At 67.0% G+C, this 18,403-nt stretch carries 18 protein-coding genes; all 18 read left to right on the top strand.

Going from position 1 to position 18,403, the window contains the following annotated elements; all coding sequences use genetic code 11:
• Positions 1–305: 305 nt before the first annotated feature.
• The 18 genes from rho (at position 306) to murA (ending at position 18,209) form a co-directional block, all read left to right on the top strand.
• Complete coding sequence (rho, locus tag AC3EO7_RS34790; protein WP_435593500.1) at positions 306–2,357, top strand: transcription termination factor Rho; 2,052 nt, start codon at positions 306–308, stop codon at positions 2,355–2,357.
• 981 nt (positions 2,358–3,338) lie between these two features.
• On the top strand, positions 3,339–3,569 hold the full coding sequence (gene rpmE / locus AC3EO7_RS34785) for a 50S ribosomal protein L31 (RefSeq protein ID WP_431972283.1): 231 nt from the start codon (positions 3,339–3,341) through the stop codon (positions 3,567–3,569).
• Between the two features lie 130 nt (positions 3,570–3,699).
• The gene (gene prfA, locus AC3EO7_RS34780) at positions 3,700–4,770 is read left to right on the top strand and encodes a peptide chain release factor 1 (protein ID WP_431972284.1); all 1,071 of its coding nucleotides are present in this window, start codon (positions 3,700–3,702) and stop codon (positions 4,768–4,770) included.
• 96 nt (positions 4,771–4,866) lie between these two features.
• Positions 4,867–5,739 (top strand): peptide chain release factor N(5)-glutamine methyltransferase, encoded by an 873-nt coding sequence (prmC, locus tag AC3EO7_RS34775; protein WP_435593499.1) that lies wholly within the window; start codon positions 4,867–4,869, stop codon positions 5,737–5,739.
• Between the two features lie 34 nt (positions 5,740–5,773).
• On the top strand, positions 5,774–6,439 hold the full coding sequence (locus AC3EO7_RS34770; protein ID WP_431972286.1) for an L-threonylcarbamoyladenylate synthase: 666 nt from the start codon (positions 5,774–5,776) through the stop codon (positions 6,437–6,439).
• A 16-nt stretch (positions 6,440–6,455) separates the two neighbouring features.
• Positions 6,456–7,613 carry a glycosyltransferase family 4 protein gene (locus AC3EO7_RS34765; RefSeq protein ID WP_431972287.1) on the top strand — a complete coding sequence of 386 codons (1,158 nt, stop codon included), beginning with the start codon at positions 6,456–6,458 and terminating at the stop codon, positions 7,611–7,613.
• 10 nt (positions 7,614–7,623) lie between these two features.
• A complete protein-coding gene (locus AC3EO7_RS34760; RefSeq protein WP_431972288.1) occupies positions 7,624–8,082 on the top strand; it encodes a Cg1360 family ATP-synthase-associated protein in 459 nt (152 codons plus the stop codon).
• A 265-nt stretch (positions 8,083–8,347) separates the two neighbouring features.
• Positions 8,348–9,178, top strand: a complete 831-nt coding sequence (atpB, locus tag AC3EO7_RS34755; RefSeq protein WP_488186315.1) for a F0F1 ATP synthase subunit A — start codon at positions 8,348–8,350, stop codon at positions 9,176–9,178.
• Positions 9,179–9,253: 75 nt separating this feature from the next.
• The gene (locus tag AC3EO7_RS34750; RefSeq protein WP_067844703.1) at positions 9,254–9,499 is read left to right on the top strand and encodes an ATP synthase F0 subunit C; all 246 of its coding nucleotides are present in this window, start codon (positions 9,254–9,256) and stop codon (positions 9,497–9,499) included.
• 5 nt (positions 9,500–9,504) lie between these two features.
• The gene (locus tag AC3EO7_RS34745; protein ID WP_431972290.1) at positions 9,505–10,065 is read left to right on the top strand and encodes a F0F1 ATP synthase subunit B; all 561 of its coding nucleotides are present in this window, start codon (positions 9,505–9,507) and stop codon (positions 10,063–10,065) included.
• A gap of 97 nt (positions 10,066–10,162) precedes the next feature.
• On the top strand, positions 10,163–10,972 hold the full coding sequence (locus AC3EO7_RS34740) for a F0F1 ATP synthase subunit delta (RefSeq protein ID WP_431972291.1): 810 nt from the start codon (positions 10,163–10,165) through the stop codon (positions 10,970–10,972).
• 67 nt (positions 10,973–11,039) lie between these two features.
• Positions 11,040–12,677, top strand: a complete 1,638-nt coding sequence (atpA, locus tag AC3EO7_RS34735; RefSeq protein WP_431972292.1) for a F0F1 ATP synthase subunit alpha — start codon at positions 11,040–11,042, stop codon at positions 12,675–12,677.
• Positions 12,678–12,728: 51 nt separating this feature from the next.
• Positions 12,729–13,700 (top strand): F0F1 ATP synthase subunit gamma, encoded by a 972-nt coding sequence (locus AC3EO7_RS34730; protein WP_431972293.1) that lies wholly within the window; start codon positions 12,729–12,731, stop codon positions 13,698–13,700.
• Between the two features lie 25 nt (positions 13,701–13,725).
• The gene (atpD, locus tag AC3EO7_RS34725) at positions 13,726–15,174 is read left to right on the top strand and encodes a F0F1 ATP synthase subunit beta (RefSeq protein ID WP_357407918.1); all 1,449 of its coding nucleotides are present in this window, start codon (positions 13,726–13,728) and stop codon (positions 15,172–15,174) included.
• A gap of 6 nt (positions 15,175–15,180) precedes the next feature.
• A complete protein-coding gene (locus tag AC3EO7_RS34720) occupies positions 15,181–15,558 on the top strand; it encodes a F0F1 ATP synthase subunit epsilon (protein WP_431972294.1) in 378 nt (125 codons plus the stop codon).
• A 186-nt stretch (positions 15,559–15,744) separates the two neighbouring features.
• Positions 15,745–16,167, top strand: coding sequence for a DUF2550 domain-containing protein (locus tag AC3EO7_RS34715; protein ID WP_431972295.1), 423 nt, complete (start codon positions 15,745–15,747; stop codon positions 16,165–16,167).
• 95 nt (positions 16,168–16,262) lie between these two features.
• A complete protein-coding gene (locus AC3EO7_RS34710) occupies positions 16,263–16,838 on the top strand; it encodes a cob(I)yrinic acid a,c-diamide adenosyltransferase (protein ID WP_431972296.1) in 576 nt (191 codons plus the stop codon).
• Positions 16,839–16,928: 90 nt separating this feature from the next.
• Entirely contained in the window at positions 16,929–18,209 is a 1,281-nt protein-coding gene (gene murA / locus AC3EO7_RS34705; protein WP_141807119.1) for a UDP-N-acetylglucosamine 1-carboxyvinyltransferase, read from the top strand.
• Positions 18,210–18,403: the final 194 nt, after the last annotated feature.

Here is an 18,403-nt window from a genome sequence, read left to right as displayed (position 1 = left end):
CGCGTCTGTCTTGCCGAGGTTCACAGTTGCCAGCTATCCTGGGCAAGTCCGTACATCGTGCGCATCAGACGCCGGTGCTTCATCAGGGCAATCGCTCCAGCAGGCTCCAGGCTCGAGCCTCCAGGCCATGGGGGTACTGCGTAGCTGCGCAACTGGAATGATCTCTCCCACCTTTCACACCCGGTGGCGAAGCCTCCGGTCCGGCGGGGCAGGCGATACGGCAATACCGAGTCCGGCAGAGTGCCCGGACTGCGGGACGAACCCTCGAAACAGCACACGGCGGTCGAGGGAAGGAAAGGATTTCCGTGACAGATACGGACCTGCTCGCGACACCCGGGGTGGAATCCAACCCAAGTTCCTCGGGGGCCCGCGAAAGTGAATCCGGACAGATTTCGAAGATGAGCGAACAAACCGACGTCGCACGATCGGGGCTGACTGGAATGTTGTTGCCGCAGTTGCGCGCGCTGGCGGGAGAACTCGGTATCCGAGGCACCTCCGGAATGCGCAAGGGTGATTTGATCGCCGCCATCAAGGAGAACCAGGCCGGTAAACCCGCCAAGTCGGAGAAGCCCGCGCGCGCCGGGAAGGCCGAGCAGGCGGCCCTCGACGTGACGCCCGCGCCGGCCAAGGAGAAGGCTCCGGCCAAGGAGACCGCCAAGGAGAGCAAGGCGAAGGAAGCCGCGCCCGCCGAGAAGGCCGCCGCGCCCGCGCCCGAGGCTCCCGCCGATTCCGCTCCGTCGAAGTCCGAGAAGGCCGAGTCCGCGCCGACCGAAGCCGCCGCCCCCGCCGAGACCAGCGAAGAGTCCGGCCGCGACGGTGGCCAGCGCGGGCGTGGCCGGCAGCGTCGCGGCCGTGACCAGGCGCGTTCCGGCGGTGAGACCGCCGAGGCGCGTGGTGACGAGCAGAAGACGGACGCCGAACAGGGCGAACGTCGCCGCGACCGCGGTCAGGGCGAGCGTGGCCAGGGCGACCGCAGCCAGAACGGCGAGCAGCGCGGTCAGGGCGCAGGCGGCCGTGGTGACGGTGGCCGTGGCGAAGGTGGCCGTGGCGAAGGCGGCCGTGGTGACGGTGGCCGTGGTGAAGGCGGTCGCGGTGGCGACGACGAGGAAGGCGGCCGCGGTCGCCGGGGTCGCCGGTTCCGCGAGCGTCGCCGCGGGCGCGATCGCGAGGGCGGCGCCGGGGAGACCCGCGAGCTCGAGATCCGCGAGGACGACGTCCTACAGCCGGTCGCGGGCATCCTGGACGTGCTGGACAACTACGCGTTCGTCCGCACCTCGGGCTACCTGGCCGGACCGAACGACGTCTACGTCTCGATGAACCTGGTCCGCAAGAACGGCCTGCGGCGCGGCGACGCGATCACCGGCGCCGTGCGGGCCCCGCGCGACGGCGAGCAGGCCAACCAGCGGCAGAAGTTCGACCCGCTGGTGCGGCTGGACACCGTCAACGGCGGCGACGTCGAGGTGGCCAAGAGGCGGCCCGAGTTCAGCAAGCTGACCCCGCTGTACCCGAACCAGCGGCTGCGGCTGGAGACTCAGCAGAACAAGCTGACGACCCGCGTGATCGATCTGATCATGCCGATCGGCAAGGGCCAGCGCGCGCTGATCGTGTCCCCGCCGAAGGCCGGTAAGACCACGATCATGCAGGACATCGCGAACGCGATCGCGACCAACAACCCCGAGGTTTACCTGATGGTGGTGCTGGTCGACGAGCGTCCCGAAGAGGTCACCGACATGCAGCGTTCGGTGAAGGGCGAGGTCATCGCCTCGACCTTCGACCGTCCGCCGAGCGATCACACCTCGGTCGCCGAGCTGGCCATCGAGCGGGCGAAGCGGCTGGTCGAGGCGGGCAAAGACGTTGTGGTGCTGCTGGACTCGATCACCCGACTGGGCCGCGCGTACAACAACTCGTCGCCCGCTTCGGGCCGCATCCTCTCCGGTGGTGTCGACTCGACCGCGCTGTACCCGCCCAAGCGGTTCCTCGGCGCGGCGCGCAACATCGAGAACGGCGGCTCGCTGACGATCATCGCCACCGCCATGGTGGAGACCGGTTCGACCGGTGACACGGTGATCTTCGAGGAGTTCAAGGGCACCGGTAACGCGGAGCTCAAGCTGGACCGCAAGATCGCGGAACGGCGCGTGTTCCCCGCGGTGGACGTCAACCCGTCAGGTACCCGCAAGGACGAGCTACTGCTGAGCCCAGACGAGGCGGCGGTGCTGCACAAGTTGCGCCGCGTGCTTTCGGGCTTGGACTCGCACCAGGCGATCGATCTGCTGATCGACCGACTGAGGAAGTCCAAGAACAACCTCGAGTTCCTGATGCAGGTCAGCAAGACCGCGCCGGGCGCGCTGGACGAGTAGCGGTACGAGTCGTCGTGCCTCCGAAGGGGCTTCGCTTTCGCGGAGCCCCTTCGGCGCGTACGGACGGAAGAAGATCAGGCCGATGGCGGCCGCGCCGACGATCATGCAGGCGAGGAACAGCGCCGTCGCAGGACCCGAAGCGCCTGCCGACCCGGGGGATCGCTCGTAGTAGGCGACCGTATCGGCGGGTGCGTAGACCGCGGTCTGCGTGGGCTCGGGCGTCGCAAACCAGCCCACCGCGACAGTGAGAATCAACAGAACGAAGACCGCGAGCGCGACTCGGCTGTTCATAGCGTTCTCCTTTCTGTCTCGGCACGCCGGTGTGCAGCAGGAACTCGATACCTACGAACTCTATGAACAGTGCTGTTCGCCTTCCCGAGTAGCCGACTACTCGACTTGAGAGTTTCGTAAGGGCGGAGAGTCCGCGTGCCCAGACTTTCTGGGTGCCGTGTCGTCGACGCGCCGGTGCGCGCGGCTGCGCGGCCCCATGGACGGGCCGTGAACGGGCTCGTCGGCCTCGCCCTCGGGGTGAGTACGCGGGTGGGCGGGTTGGGTATTGCTGCTGTTGTGCACATGCGATCGGCTCGTGGTTCGTGTGCGTTTTCCGCTCGTGTGTTGCGCGCGGCGCGTCCGGCTGGTGGCCGTGAGTGCGATGCGTTCCGCGTCGTCGTGAGCGCGTTGCGCTGGGTTCGTTGAGCGCGTGGCGCTGGGTTTGTTGAGCGCGTGGCGCTGGGCTCGTGGTCGTGAGCGCAGGGCGTTCAGTCAATATTTCAACGGGTTGTCTTAGATACACGAAACAGGGAACAAAATGGTTGCCTGATGTGTTTTGGGTGCGTAGTAGCGGTTCTGGCATACTGGACCGCTGTGCGTCTGCGTCCTGCAGGCAATCCCGCCGACCTCTGCGAAGCAGAGTTTGGAACCAGCGGTTCCGGTTCACGTCCCCGTGGCGACCCGGCGACCACTATCGAGAGGACACCATCCATGAAGGCAGGAATCCACCCGACGTATGTCGACACCACGGTGGTCTGTGGTTGCGGCAACACGTTCCAGACCCGCAGCACCAAGGAGTCGGGACACATCACCGTCGAGGTCTGCTCGCAGTGCCACCCCTTCTACACCGGCAAGCAGAAGATCCTGGACACCGGTGGTCGCGTGGCTCGCTTCGAGGCGCGCTACGGCAAGCGTGCGGGCAAGAAGGCCGACGCCAACTAGCTTCCTCGCCGACGCCCGGTTCTGCACTGCAGGCCGGGCGTCGGCGCATTTGTTGGCCCCGGTGCGTCGAGCGCCGGATGACGAGAAATGCCGACCCGGCGCCGCCCGGGAACCGAGAGAAGGAAGCATCATGACGCAGCCGTCCGCGATCGACGACATTCTGGCCGAGCACGCGGGACTGGAAACGCAGCTGGCCGATCCGGCGCTGCACAACGATCCGGGCGCCGCGCGCCGCGTGGGCAAGCGATTCGCCGAACTGGCCCCGATCATGGGCACCTACAACAAGCTGAAGACCGCGCAGGACGATCTGGCCGCCGCGCAGGAACTGGCCGATGACGACCCAGCCTTCGCCGCCGAGATCCCCGATCTGCGGCGCGAGGTGGAAGAACTCGAACAGGCGCTGGCCGACCTGCTCGCCCCGCGCGACCCGCACGACGGCGACGACGTCGTGCTCGAGGTGAAGTCCGGCGAGGGCGGCGAGGAGTCCGCGCTGTTCGCCGCGGACCTGGCCCGCATGTACATCCGTTACGCCGAGCGGCACGGCTGGAAGGTCGAGGTGCTCGGCGCCACCGTCTCCGACCTCGGCGGATACAAGGACGCCACGCTGTCCATCAAGAGCCGCGACGCGGTGCGCGACGGCGTGTGGTCCCGGTTCAAGTTCGAGGGCGGCGTGCACCGGGTGCAGCGCGTACCGGTGACCGAATCGCAGGGACGCATTCACACCTCGGCCGCGGGCGTGCTCATCTACCCGGAGCCCGACGAGGTCGAGGAGGTGCAGATCGACGAGTCCGATCTGCGCGTCGACGTCTATCGCTCGTCCGGCAAGGGTGGCCAGGGCGTGAACACCACCGACTCGGCCGTTCGCATCACGCACCTGCCCTCCGGCATCGTCGTGACCTGCCAGAACGAACGCTCCCAGCTGCAGAACAAGGCCCGCGCCATGCAGGTGCTCGCGGCGCGCCTCCAGGCGCTCGCCGAGGAGCAGGCCGACCAGGAGGCCGCGGCCGGTCGCGCCAGCCAGATCCGCACCGTGGACCGTTCCGAACGCATCCGCACCTACAACTTCCCGGAGAACCGGATCACCGATCACCGCATCGGCTTCAAATCCCACAACCTCGACGCGGTCCTCGACGGCGACCTCGACGCCCTCCTCGACGCACTCGGCAAGGCCGACCGCGAGGCCCGCATGGCGGCCGAATAAGCCGCACACAGTTCCGTACCGGCTCTGTGTGGCGTCCGAAGTACCGATTCCGGGAAGTGAACAATGGGCGCATCCGAAATCGGCGAGAGTGGGGTGGTGGGTCGCGTGTCTCTGCGTTCAGTGATCAATGAAGCCGTCGAACAATTGCAGGCCGCGGGTGTGCCGAGTCCGCGGGCGGATGCCGAGCAGCTCGCCGCGCATCTGCTCGGGGTCGAGCGGACTCGTTTGGCCTTGGTGCCGCTGGTGGATCCGGTGCTCGTCGCGGACTATCGCGCGCTGGTCGACCGGCGCGCCCAGCGCATTCCGTTGCAGCATCTGACTGGCGTCGCGCCGATGGGGGAGATCGATCTCGCGGTCGGCCCTGGCGTCTTCGTGCCGCGGCCGGAGACCGAGTTGCTCTTCGCTTGGGCGCTGGCGTATTTGGAAGCGCTGCCGCACGATCATCAGCCGATCGTCATCGATTTCTGCGCGGGTTCGGGAGCGCTCGCGCTGGCGGTGGCGCACGCGCGGCCCGACGCACAGGTGCACGCGATCGAGATCGATCCCGCGGCCCTGCAATGGGCTCGCCGCAATGCCGACGACCGGATCGCCGACGGCGACACCCCGATCACCCTCTACGCCGACGATGTCACCGATCCGGACCTGCTCACCGAGCTGAACGGCCGCGTCGACCTGCTGCTGTCCAACCCGCCCTACATCCCCGAAGGCGCGGTGCTCGACCCCGAGGTCGCCGACCACGACCCGCACCTGGCGCTGTTCGGTGGTCCCGACGGGTTGGACGTCGTCCGGCGGATGGTGCCCAACATCACTCGCCTGCTGCGTCCGAGCGGCGCGACCGCCATCGAGCACGACGACACCAACGGCTCCGCCCTCGCCACGCTCCTCGCGGACACCGGCGATTTCGCCGACGTCGTCGAACACCCCGACCTTGCAGGCAAACCCCGCTTCGTCGTCGCCACCCGCACCTGATGCCCCACCTGCCCCATGTGCCAGGATGGGGGCCGTGAGTACCGTCTACGACTGCGCGGATCCCGACTCGCGCGCCGCCGGACTGTCCGCCGCGACCAGCGCCTTGAAATCCGGGCGGCTGGTGGTGATGCCCACCGACACGTTGTACGGCTTGGCGGCCGATGCTTTCGATGCCACCGCGGTGAGCGAGCTGCTGGCGGCCAAGCGCCGCGGCAGGGACATGCCGGTGCCGGTGCTGGTCGGGTCGTGGCACACCATCGACGGACTGGTCTTCTCGGTGCGCCCGCAGGCGCGCGAGCTGATCCGTGCGTTCTGGCCGGGTGGTCTGAGTCTCGTTGTGCAGCAAGCGCCTTCGCTGGCGTGGGATCTCGGTGACACGCGCGGCACGGTGATGCTGCGGATGCCGCTGCACCCCGTCGCGCTCGATCTGCTGCGCGAGGTGGGCCCGCTGGCCGTGTCCAGCGCCAACGTCTCCGGTCAGCCGCCGGCGAAGACCGCCGCCGAAGCGCGTGAGCAGCTCGGCAGCCTGGTCGGCGTGTACCTCGACGGCGGCCCCGCCGCGCACGCGGTCGCCTCCACCATCGTGGATCTCACCGCGGACCAGCCGCGCGTGCTGCGCGAGGGCGCGGTCCCGGTGGCCGAGATCGCCGAGGTGCTCGGCATGTCGCCGGACGAGCTGACCAACACCCCCGCGCGGTGAGCGGGAGAAAGGTCGCATGATTTCCGGCTCCGGCTCGGTCGTTCCGCTGCGCGAGCTCTTGCTCGTCCTGTTGATCTCGGCCACGGTGACCTTCCTCGCCACCGGCGGCATCCGGCTGCTCGCGATCTCGTTCGGCGCGGTCGCGGTGCCGCGCGAGCGGGACGTGCACGTCAAGCCGATCCCGCGGATGGGCGGTGTCGGCATGTACATCGGCGTGGTGGCGGCGGTGCTCTTCGCGCACCAGTTGCCCGCGCTGCGCCGCGGCTTCGACTACGCGATCGACATTCCCGCGGTGCTGGTGGCGGCCACCATCATCGTGATCGTCGGCATCGTCGACGACCGCTGGGGACTCGACGCGCTCACCAAATTCGCGGGACAGGTGACGGCGGCAGGCGTCATGGCCGTGATGGGCCTGAGCTGGTACGTCATCTACAACCCGTTCAACAATTCCACGGTGGTGCTGGACGCCTTGCAGGGCGGTCTGGTGACCGTGGCGGTGGCTGTGACGCTGATCAACGCCATGAACTTCGTCGACGGCCTGGATGGCCTCGCGGCGGGGCTCGGCTTCATCTGCGCGGCGGCGGTTTTCGTGTTCTCCGTGGGGTTGCTCTACGAGCAGGGCGGCGACGTGAACACCTATCCGCCCGCCCTCCTCGCGGCGGCGCTCGCGGGTGCGTGCGCGGGATTTCTGCCGCACAATTTCCAGCCGGCGCAGATATTCATGGGCGACTCCGGATCGATGCTGATCGGCCTGATGCTGGCCTCGGTTTCCACCGGCGCGTCGGGCCGAATTCCGCTGCAAGGCTATGGTCCGCGCGACATCGTGGGTCTGCTTTCGCCGCTGCTGTTGGTGGGCGCCGTGATGTTCATTCCGGTGCTGGATCTGCTGCTGGCGATCGTGCGCAGAGTGCGCGCCGGAGTGAGTTTTTCCACCCCGGACAAAATGCACTTGCATCACCGTTTGCTGCAGATCGGCCATTCCCACCGGCGCGTGGTGCTGTTGATCTATTTGTGGGTCGGTGTGCTTGCATTCGGCGCCGTCGGCACCTCCTTGATGGACCGCAGAATCGTGGTTCTGCTGATGGCGGCGGGCCTCGTCTTCGCGCTCGTGGTGACCGCCATTCCGGGGCTGCGGCGCGGGGAGTCTGCGGCCGATCATCAGGCTGCTGAGTAAAGTCGCACCCGTGAGCTTTACTCCGAACCCGGTCCCCGGTCCCGACGCGCCGCTGAAGTCGGCGCTGCGCTACGGCCTGATCGGGCTGGCGGTACTGGTGGTACTGAGCGCCTCGATCGCGACCGCTGTCGCCGGGCTGCCCGGGTTGTGGGGTGCGCTGCTCGGCGCGGCCATCGGCGGCGTGTTCATCCTCACCACCGCGGCTGTGGTGCTGTTCGGCGCGAAGCTGCCGCCGAGCACGGCGGGCCTGGTCATGCTGGCCAGCTGGGCAGGCAAGGTGCTGCTGGTGCTCATCGCCGTCGCGGTGCTGAACCAGTTCGATTTCTACAACCGGATGGCGCTGTTCCTGACCGTCATCGGTTCCCTGCTCATCGTGCTCGGCGCGGAGACGTACGGCGTTCTGCGACAGAAGGTTCCGTATGTCTCGACCACCGCGGGCGACCCGGATCCGGCTCCCGAACAGGATTGACTCACCCCCCTACACAGCGTCGTAGATAACTTGGTAAAGTGTTGGTAAGCAAGCGACCAAGCGAGGGGGGATCCCCACGATCCCTCCGAGTACCGCTATGCTTACTGCCGTGCCGGGCTCCGAGGGTTCCGGTTCTGCATGTCGACGATGTCGCCGACACACGTACAGACGCCGCCCGAGCGGTATTGCCGCGCAGCTGCTGACGAACTTCGAGCCGACCTGAGTCGACCCAAATTGATCGTCAATGTCCGATCGAACCGCGGGAATGACCGTACCCGCGGCCCGAACACGGGAGAGAACGCTGAGCGTCACCACTTTGGCGTCGGGTGAGTTCCACGCGCCGTCGCTAACCGACTTCTTCCCTCCAGCTGTGCTGTTCGAGGGAACGCCGTTCGAACTCGATCGTTTGATGCTGGTCCGGCTGCTGATGACCGCAGTGCTGGTCGCTGTCATGCTGCTGGCATTCCGGAGTCCCCGAATCATTCCGCGCGGCCTACAGAATGTCGCCGAAATCGGGTTGGTCTTCGTCAAGGAGCAGATCTCCGAAGAGGTCCTCGGCAAGGAAACCGGACGCAAGTTCTTCCCGCTCATCGCGACGATCTTCTTCACGGTCCTCTTTCTGAACTTCTCCGGCATCATTCCGGGATTGAACATCTCCTCGAACGCGCGAATCGGCATGCCGCTGGTGCTGGCCGCGATCGCCTACATCGCGTTCAACTACGTGGGCATCAAGAAGTACGGGTTCTTCACCTACCTGCGCAGCAGCATCGTGGTGCCGAACGTGCCGCCAGCCCTGCACGTCCTGCTGATTCCGATCGAGTTCGTCTCGACCTTCATCCTGCGTCCGTTCACGCTGACCGTCCGACTCATGGCGAACATGCTGGCCGGCCACATCATGCTGGTGCTGTTCTTCAGCGCGACCTGGTTCTTCCTGTTCGACGCCGCCGCGTGGATGAAGGTGTTCTCGCCGTTCTCGCTGCTGGCGGGACTCGGGTTCACGCTGTTCGAGATGCTGGTCATCTTCCTGCAGGCCTACGTGTTCGCGCTGCTGACCGCCGTGTACATCGGCCTCGCCGAGCACGCAGATTCTCACTGACCGCATTACCAATCACTGAAGACCTGCTACACCGCGCCAACCGGCGGGTGAGCAACAGAAAGGGAAAGAAGACTCATGAGCCTCTCGTACCTGGCCCAGGAAGCTGCCACCGAGTCGACTCTGAAGGGCCTCGGCGCCGTCGGCTACGGCCTGGCCGCCATCGGCCCGGGCATCGGCGTCGGCATCGTCGTCGGTAAGGCGATCGAGGGTATCGCCCGTCAGCCCGAGCTGCAGGGCACGATCCGTACCAACATGTTCCTCGGTATCGCGTTCACCGAGGCGCTGGCCCTGATCGGCCTCGTCGCCGGCTTCATCTTCTGATTCCGATGTACGAGTTCGCAGTACTCGCAGCAGAGGGCGGAGAGGATGTGAATCCTCTCGTCCCCGAAACGTACGACATCGTCTGGTCGGTGGTCTGCGTCGCGATCATCGCGGTGCTGTTCTACAAGTACGTCATCCCGCGCCTGACCAAGGTGCTCGACGAGCGTGCCGACAAGATCGAAGGCGGTATCGCCAAGGCCGAGGCCGCGCAGGAAGAGGCACAGCTCACGCTGCAGCAGTATCAGCAGCAGCTGGCCGACGCCCGCCTCGAGGCCGCGCGCATCCGTGAGGACGCGCGCACCCAGGGCCAGCAGATCCTTGCGCAGATGCGCTCGGAGGCCCAGGCCGAAAGCGACCGCATCGTGGCCTCGGGCCACGCCCAGCTGGAAGCCCAGCGCCAGCAGATCCTCACCGAACTGCGCTCCGAAGTCGGCCGCACGGCCGTCGACCTGGCCGAGAAGATCATCGGTCAGTCGGTTTCGGACGAAGCCAAGCAGGCGGCCTCGATCGAGAAGTTCCTGAGCGAACTCGACGAGACCGACGCCGGTATCGGGGTCGGAAGGTAACCATGTCTGAGCGGGTCAACGGCCGGAGGCGGAAGCGGAGCGTAACCACGCAGGCCGTCCCGTCCAGACGAGATTGGATACAGCGAAAGTGAGAAGCATGTACGCAGCGAGCCGCGAGGCCAGCTCCCGGTCCCGGGAGGCGCTTCGGGCCGCTCTGACCGGAAGCGACAGTGTTGCCGCCACGACGGGCTCGGAACTGTTCGCCGCTGTCGCCGTTCTGGACGACCAGCGTTCGCTGCGTGTTGCGCTCGCGGACGTGTCGGTGCCCGGTTCGGTGCGCGCCGAGCTGAGCGAGCGGGTCTTCGGCGGCAAGGTCAGCCCTGCCACCCTGGCGGTGCTGACCACCGCGGTGGCCCAGGACTGGTCGCGGACCTCCGACCTGGTCGACACTCTGGTGCTGCTCGGGCAGGAGGCTCTGCTGGAGTCGGCCGCCGACAGCGGCAGGCTCGACGCGGTCGAGGACGAGCTGTTCCGGCTCGGCCGCATCGTGGCCGACAACCCCGAGCTGGACCAGGCTCTTTCGGACCGCGGCAAGCCGGCGTCGGCCAAGCGCGAGCTGGTCGCCGGCCTGCTGTCCGGCAAGGCCGAGTCCATCACCGTGACCCTCGCGGAGCAGGCGGTGGCCCGGCAGCGCAACGGCATCGGCGTGGCCTTCGACGAGTTGTCCGACCTGGCCGCCGCCCGGCGTGACCAGATCGTCGCGCACGTGAGTGCCGCGATCGCCCTGACGCCGCAGCAGCGGGAGCGGCTGGCCGCCTCTCTGCAGCGCATCTACGGCAAGCCGATCACGGTGCACGTGCAGGTCGACCAGAGCCTGCTGAGCGGGCTGGTCGTGCGCGTCGGTGACGACGTGATCGACGGCAGCGCCACCGGCCGACTGGAGCGGCTGCGCCGCGAACTGGCGTAGCCCGGCTCAGCCGGCCCCGGCGCCAACCACCGACATTCGAGACCCTTACAGCGAGAGCAGGAAGAACATGGCGGAGCTGACGATCTCCTCCGACGAGATCCGTAGCGCGATCGAGAGCTACACCCAGAGCTACACCCCCCAGACGTCCATCGAAGAAGTCGGTGTCGTCACCGACACCAGCGACGGCATCGCGCACGTCAGCGGCCTGCCCTCGGCTATGGCCAACGAGCTGCTCGAGTTCCCGGGCGGCGTGCTCGGCGTGGCGCTGAACCTCGAGGACCGCGAGATCGGTGCGGTCATCCTCGGCGAGTTCGCCGAGATCGAAGAGGGCCAGCAGGTCCGCCGCACCGGTGACGTGCTCTCGGTTCCCGTCGGCGACAAGTTCCTCGGCCGCGTGGTGAACCCGCTCGGTCAGCCGATCGACGGCCTCGGCGAGATCGAGGCCGACGAGCGTCGTGTGCTGGAGCTGCAGGCCGCGTCCGTGCTGGAGCGCCAGCCGGTCGAGGAGCCGATGGCCACCGGCATCACCGCCATCGACGCCCTGACCGCGATCGGCCGCGGCCAGCGTCAGCTGATCATCGGCGACCGCAAGACCGGCAAGACCGCCGTCTGCATCGACGCGATCCTGAACCAGAAGGCCAACTGGGAGTCCGGCGACCCCACCAAGCAGATGCGCTGCATCTACGTCGCCATCGGCCAGAAGGGTTCCACCATCGCGGGCGTGAAGGCCGCGCTGGAGCAGCACGGCGCGATGGAGTACACCACCATCGTCGCGGCCCCGGCCTCCGACTCCGCCGGCTTCAAGTGGCTGGCCCCCTACACCGGCTCGGCCATCGGCCAGCACTGGATGTACCAGGGCAAGCACGTCCTGATCGTGTTCGACGACCTGACCAAGCAGGCCGAGGCCTACCGCGCCATCTCGCTGCTGCTGCGTCGCCCGCCGGGCCGCGAGGCGTACCCGGGTGACGTCTTCTACCTGCACTCCCGTCTGCTCGAGCGTTGCGCCAAGCTCTCCGACGAGATGGGCGCCGGCTCGATGACCGGTCTGCCGATCATCGAGACCAAGGCCAACGACGTCTCGGCGTTCATCCCGACCAACGTCATCTCCATCACCGACGGCCAGGTCTTCCTCGAGTCCGACCTGTTCAACAAGGGTGTCCGCCCGGCGATCAACGTCGGTACCTCGGTCTCCCGTGTCGGTGGCGCCGCCCAGACCAAGGGCATGAAGAAGGTCGCCGGTTCGCTGCGTCTGGAAATGGCGCAGTACCGCGAGCTGGAGGCGTTCTCCGCCTTCGCCTCCGACCTCGACGCCGCCTCGCTGGCGCAGCTCGAGCGCGGCGCCCGCTGGGTGGAGCTGCTCAAGCAGGACCAGTACTCCCCGGTCGCGGTCGAAGACCAGATCGTGTCGATCTTCCTGGTCGACGCCGGTTACTACGACTCGGTTCCGGTCGCCGACATCCGCCGCTTCAACGTGGAGCTGATCGAGGACCTGCACCGCAGCGCGGCCGACGCGTTCAAGTCGATCGAGGGCGGCAAGGTCCTCGACGCCGAGAACGGCGACGCCATCAAGGCGGCCACCGACAAGTTCAAGCAGGGCTTCCTCGCCTCCGACGGCAGCCGTGTGGTGAACGAGGCGGAGGCGGGCGAGCTGGACCACGAAGAGGTCGAGTCGCTGTCCGTCACCCGCAAGCACGTCGAGAAGTAATCGGGCGAGCAATGCGCTATTGGAATCTGGCGAATGAAGGGAGTGTGAACCGTGGCAAGCTTGCGTGAATTGCGCTCCCGCATTCGTGGTGTGAATTCGATCAAGAAGATCACCAAGGCCCAAGAGCTGATCGCGACCTCGCGAATCTCCAAGGCCCAGGCCAGGGTCGCGGCCGCCAAGCCGTACGCGGAGGAGATCACCAAGGTTCTCGCCGAGCTCGCGAGCGCGTCGAAGAACCTCTCCCACCCGCTGCTGACCGAGCGCCCCAACCCGCGTCGCGCCGCCGTGCTGGTGATCACCAGTGACAGCGGCATGTGCGGTGGCTACAACTCCAACGTGCTCAAGCGCGCCGAAGAGCTGATGACCACCCTGCGCGGCGAGGGCAAGGAGCCGGTGCTGTACGTGATGGGCAACAAGGGCCTGACGTACTACACCTTCCGTAACCGCCCGCTGGTCTCGTCGTGGACCGGTTTCTCGCAGCAGCCGAAGTACACCGACGCCTCGGCGGCCTGCCACCACCTGGTCGACGCGTTCATGGCGGGCTCGGAAGGCCAGGTGCCGCATCCCCACGGGACCGGCGACATCGAGGGCGTCGACGAGCTGCACATCGTGTACACGCGGTTCGTGTCGATGTTGACGCAGACCCCGGAGGTGCGCCGGCTGGCGCCTATCCAGGTGAGCTTCGTCGACGAGAACTTCGACATGGGCGCGGACTCGTTCTCCGATTCGCCCACCGCCGAACCGCAGGCGCAGTACGAATTCGAGCCCGACGCTGATGTACTACTGGCGGCGCTGCTGCCGAAGTACGTGAACACGCGTATCTACGCGTCGTTGCTCGAGGCAGCGGCATCCGAGTCCGCGGCTCGGCGCACCGCAATGAAGGCGGCCACCGACAACGCCAACGAACTCGCCAGCGTGCTTCAGCGCGAGGCGAACTCGGTGCGGCAGGCCCAGATCACGCAGGAAATCAGCGAAATCGTCGGCGGCGTGAACGCGCTGGCGTCGAGCTCGGACCGCGACTAGAAGCGCAGGAAGAGAACCAATCCAAATGACCGCAGCTGTCACTCAAGACAACACGAGCCGGACCGGCGCCGCCGCAGGCCGCGTCGTCCGGGTCATCGGCCCCGTCGTGGACGTCGAGTTCCCGCGTGGCGCGATCCCCGAGCTTTTCAACGCTCTGAACGCCGACATCAAGCTCGCGTCGGTGGCCAAGACCCTGACCCTCGAGGTCGCCCAGCACCTCGGCGACAACATCGTGCGCACCATCTCGATGCAGCCGACCGACGGCCTGGTCCGCGGCGCGACCGTCACCGACACCGGCAAGCCGATCTCGGTGCCCGTCGGTGACGTCGTCAAGGGCCACGTCTTCAACGCCCTCGGCGACTGCCTCGACGCGCCGGGCACCGGCCGCGACGGCGAGCAGTGGGGCATCCACCGCAAGCCGCCGAGCTTCGACCAGCTCGAGGGCAAGACCGAGATCCTCGAGACCGGCATCAAGGTCATCGACCTGCTGACCCCGTACGTGAAGGGCGGCAAGATCGGTCTGTTCGGTGGTGCCGGTGTCGGCAAGACCGTTCTGATCCAGGAGATGATCACCCGTATCGCGCGTGAGTTCTCCGGCACCTCCGTGTTCGCGGGCGTCGGTGAGCGCACCCGTGAGGGCACCGACCTCCGCCTGGAGATGGAGGAGATGGGCGTCCTCCAGGACACCGCCCTCGTCTTCGGTCAGATGGACGAGCCGCCGGGCACCCGTATGCGCGTCGCCCTCTCGGCCCTCACCATGGCCGAGTACTTCCGCGACGTGCAGCACCAGGACGTGCTGCTCTTCATCGACAACATCTTCCGGTTCACCCAGGCCGGTTCCGAGGTGTCGACCCTGCTCGGCCGTATGCCCTCCGCCGTCGGCTACCAGCCCACGCTGGCCGACGAGATGGGTGAGCTGCAGGAGCGCATCACCTCGACCCGTGGTCGGTCGATCACCTCGCTGCAGGCCATCTACGTGCCCGCCGACGACTACACCGACCCGGCCCCGGCGACCACCTTCGCCCACCTCGACGCGACGACCGAGCTCTCCCGCCCGATCTCGCAGAAGGGCATCTACCCGGCCGTCGACCCGCTGACCTCGACCTCCCGCATCCTGGAGGCCTCGATCGTCGGCGACCGGCACTTCGCCGTGGCCAACGAGGTGAAGCGGATCCTGCAGAAGTACAAGGAACTGCAGGACATCATCGCCATCCTCGGTATGGACGAGCTCTCCGAAGAGGACAAGGTCCTCGTCGGCCGCGCCCGTCGTCTGGAGAAGTTCCTCGGCCAGAACTTCATCGTGGCCGAGAAGTTCACCGGTCAGGTGGGTTCGGTCGTGCCGCTGGAGCAGACCATCGACGACTTCGACCGGGTCTGCAAGGGCGAGTTCGACCACTACCCGGAGCAGGCGTTCAACTCCTGCGGTGGTCTCGACGACGTCGAGGCGGCCGCGAAGAAGATCGCCGGAAAGTAGTCACCGATGGCAGAAATGTCAGTCGATCTCGTCGCCGTAGAGCGACTGCTCTGGTCCGGACAGGCGTCGTTCGTCAGCGCGCAGACCACCGAGGGCCAGATCGGCATCATGCCGGGCCACGAGCCGCTCCTCGGCCAGCTGGTCGAGGGCGGCACCGTGAACATCGTGTCCACCGATGGCGAGCGGATCGTTGCCGCCGTGCACGGCGGTTTCTTCTCGGTCACCGCCACCACGGTGCGGGTCCTGGCCGAGTCCGCCGAGTTCGCCGGTGAGGTGGACGTCGAGGAGGCACGCAAGGTGCTGGCCGACACGTCCGCCACCGAGGAACAGCAGCGCGCGGCGCAGGCCCGTGTGCGCGCGGTGGAGCAGGTCGCGAACGCCTGAAGACCCTGACGGGTCGTGTACATCCCCATTGTCGGCGGCGAAGGTATCTTCGCCGCCGACAATGGTATTCAGCCCCAGGTGCTCACCCGTTTGTAGACTCGTGTTTGAATGTCGCAACGGATGGGTATCCGCCGCGGTTCGTGACGCGGATGCCGAGCGAAAGGACGGACAGCATTGCAAACCGGGATGGTTGTCTTGATCATTCTGGTGCTGCTGCTGGTCGCATTGGCGTTGATCTCCGTCTACCGACTGATCATGCTGCGCCGCGGCGGGACCGCCGCGATCCTGCGTGTGCTGCCCGCGAACGGCGGCCAGGGCTGGCGGCACGGTCTCATTCGCTACGACGAGGACCGTCTCGTCTTTTTCAAACTCACCAGTCTCAAGCTGGGCCCGGACGCCACCATTCGGCGCCGTGGTATCGAGGTCGGTGACCGTCGCGGACCCCGCGGCGACGAATACGACATCATGACCGACGAAATCATCGTCACCGAGGTGGCCGACGCCGAGGGCAACTACGAACTCGCGCTCGACCGCGGCGCCCGCGCGGCCTTCCTGTCCTGGGTGGAATCCCGCCCGTCGGACCGCACCCGCCGTATGCCTGGTCTATAGCGAGCGGAGAATCGCATGAGCGAGCGTCAGCGAGTGATTCATCGACACAGCGTGCCAACGCGCGCGACGTGGCCGAGCGTCAGCGAGGACGCGTCGTGAGTGTTCATCTGACGCGGATCTACACCAGGACCGGTGACGACGGAACCACCGGGCTCAGCGATTTCTCGCGTGTGTCGAAGACCGATTCCCGCCTGGTCGCCTACGCGGACTGCGACGAAGCCAATGCGGCCATCGGGGTCGCGATCGCCCTCGGCGCGCCGGACGAGCACCTTCTGACGGTGCTGCGCCAGCTCCAGAACGATCTGTTCGACGCGGGCGCCGACCTCTCCACCCCCGTGGTGGCCGAACCCAAGTATCCGCCGCTGCGCATCACCCAGGACTACATCGACCGGCTGGAAGGCTGGTGTGACGAGTTCAATGCCGAACTGGCGCCGCTGAATTCGTTCATTCTGCCGGGCGGCACTCCGCTCGCCGCGCTGCTGCACACCGCCCGCACCGTGGCCCGGCGCGCCGAACGCTCCGCGTGGGCGGCCGTCGCGGCGCATCCCGAGGACACCAGCGTTCTCCCGGCGAAGTACCTCAATCGGCTCTCGGACCTGCTCTTCATCCTGAGCCGGTACACCAATCCCGAGGGCGACATTCTGTGGCAGCCCGGTGGCGGCAAGAAATAGCCGGGATATCGCCCCTTCGGATCGTGTCGGAGCACACCGGGATCGCGTACACGCGCGTGCGCATCGCCGACGGTGGATAAGCTACCCAGTGTGAGCGAACGGTTTCTGGTCACCGGGGGCAATCGGCTCGTCGGCGAGGTCGCGGTAGGAGGCGCTAAGAACAGCGTCCTCAAGCTGATGGCCGCAGCCCTGCTTGCCGAGGGCACGTCGACGATCACGAACTGCCCCGACATTCTCGATGTGCCGCTGATGGCCGAGGTGCTGCGCGGGCTGGGGTGCGAGGTCGTCATCTCGGACGACGCACCTGGTGACCGTTCGGTGGTCACCATCACCACGCCCGCGGAACCGAAGTACCACGCGGACTTCCCCGCCGTGACGCAGTTCCGCGCCTCGGTGTGCGTGCTCGGTCCGCTGATGGCCAGATGCAAGCGCGCGGTGGTCGCGCTGCCCGGCGGCGACGCGATCGGTTCCCGTCCGCTCGACATGCACCAGGCAGGCCTGCGCCTGCTCGGCGCGACGAGCGAGATCGAGCACGGCTGCGTCGTCGCGCGCGCCGACGAACTGCAGGGCGCGCGGATCCGGCTGGACTTCCCCTCGGTCGGCGCCACCGAGAACATCCTCATGGCCGCGGTGCTGGCCGAGGGCGAGACGGTCATCGACAACGCGGCGCGCGAGCCCGACATCGTCGACCTGTGCAACATGCTGGTGCAGATGGGCGCCCGGATCAGCGGCGCGGGTACCTCGGTGCTCACCATCCAAGGCGTGAAGCGGCTGCGCCCGACCGATCACCGGGTGATCGGCGACCGCATCGTCGCCGCGACGTGGGGGATCGCCGCGTCCATGACGATGGGCGACGTGCGCGTCACCGGCGTGAACCCGAAGCACCTTTCACTGGTGCTGGACAAGCTGCGTTCGGCCGGCGCGCGAATCTCCTTCGACCTGGACGGCTTCCGTGTCGTACAGCCGGAGCGTCCGCGCGCGGTGAACTTCTCGACCCTGCCGTTCCCCGGTTTCCCGACCGATTTGCAGCCGATGGCCATCGGCCTTGCCGCCATCGCGGACGGCACGTCGATGATCACCGAGAACATCTTCGAGGCGCGGTTCCGTTTCGTGGAGGAGATGATCCGGCTGGGCGCCGACGCCCGCACCGACGGTCACCACGCGGTGGTGCGCGGTATTCCGCGGCTTTCCAGCGCGCCGGTGTGGTCGTCGGATATTCGGGCCGGCGCGGGTCTGGTGCTCGCGGGTCTGGTCGCCGACGGCACCACCGAGGTGCACGACGTCTTCCATATCGACCGCGGTTACCCCAATTTCGTAGAGCAGCTGCAGGCATTGGGCGGTTTGGTGGAGCGGGTCGGGGCGCCGGATTGATCTTGTCCGCGGTCCAGAACGATCTTGTCCGCAGGCGGTGTTGATCTCCGGTCGTCGAAAACCCGTATTGACCAGGCGATTTGACATCGTGAACGCAGACACGTAACTTTATTCAAGTCAGAGCGACACGGACACCGACCCGGAGCCGAGACGCCAAGCCGAGAGGCTGGGCGCGGACCGGGAAACGAGGTAGT

The sequence above is a fragment of the Nocardia sp. bgisy118 genome (genome assembly GCF_057708605.1).
The sequence above is the reverse complement of the archived record's forward strand: the minus strand, read 5'-3'. Positions and strand labels throughout refer to the sequence as shown.

Coding starts and splice junctions, on each gene's coding strand:
- rpmE (WP_431972283.1), top strand. CDS start 3,339: ATGAAGGCAGGAATCCACCCGACGTATGTCGACACCACGGTGGTCTGT.
- prfA (WP_431972284.1), top strand. CDS start 3,700: ATGACGCAGCCGTCCGCGATCGACGACATTCTGGCCGAGCACGCGGGA.
- AC3EO7_RS34765 (WP_431972287.1), top strand. CDS start 6,456: ATGATTTCCGGCTCCGGCTCGGTCGTTCCGCTGCGCGAGCTCTTGCTC.
- atpB (WP_488186315.1), top strand. CDS start 8,348: ATGACCGTACCCGCGGCCCGAACACGGGAGAGAACGCTGAGCGTCACC.
- AC3EO7_RS34750 (WP_067844703.1), top strand. CDS start 9,254: ATGAGCCTCTCGTACCTGGCCCAGGAAGCTGCCACCGAGTCGACTCTG.
- AC3EO7_RS34745 (WP_431972290.1), top strand. CDS start 9,505: ATGTACGAGTTCGCAGTACTCGCAGCAGAGGGCGGAGAGGATGTGAAT.
- AC3EO7_RS34740 (WP_431972291.1), top strand. CDS start 10,163: ATGTACGCAGCGAGCCGCGAGGCCAGCTCCCGGTCCCGGGAGGCGCTT.
- atpA (WP_431972292.1), top strand. CDS start 11,040: ATGGCGGAGCTGACGATCTCCTCCGACGAGATCCGTAGCGCGATCGAG.
- atpD (WP_357407918.1), top strand. CDS start 13,726: ATGACCGCAGCTGTCACTCAAGACAACACGAGCCGGACCGGCGCCGCC.
- AC3EO7_RS34720 (WP_431972294.1), top strand. CDS start 15,181: ATGGCAGAAATGTCAGTCGATCTCGTCGCCGTAGAGCGACTGCTCTGG.
- AC3EO7_RS34715 (WP_431972295.1), top strand. CDS start 15,745: ATGGTTGTCTTGATCATTCTGGTGCTGCTGCTGGTCGCATTGGCGTTG.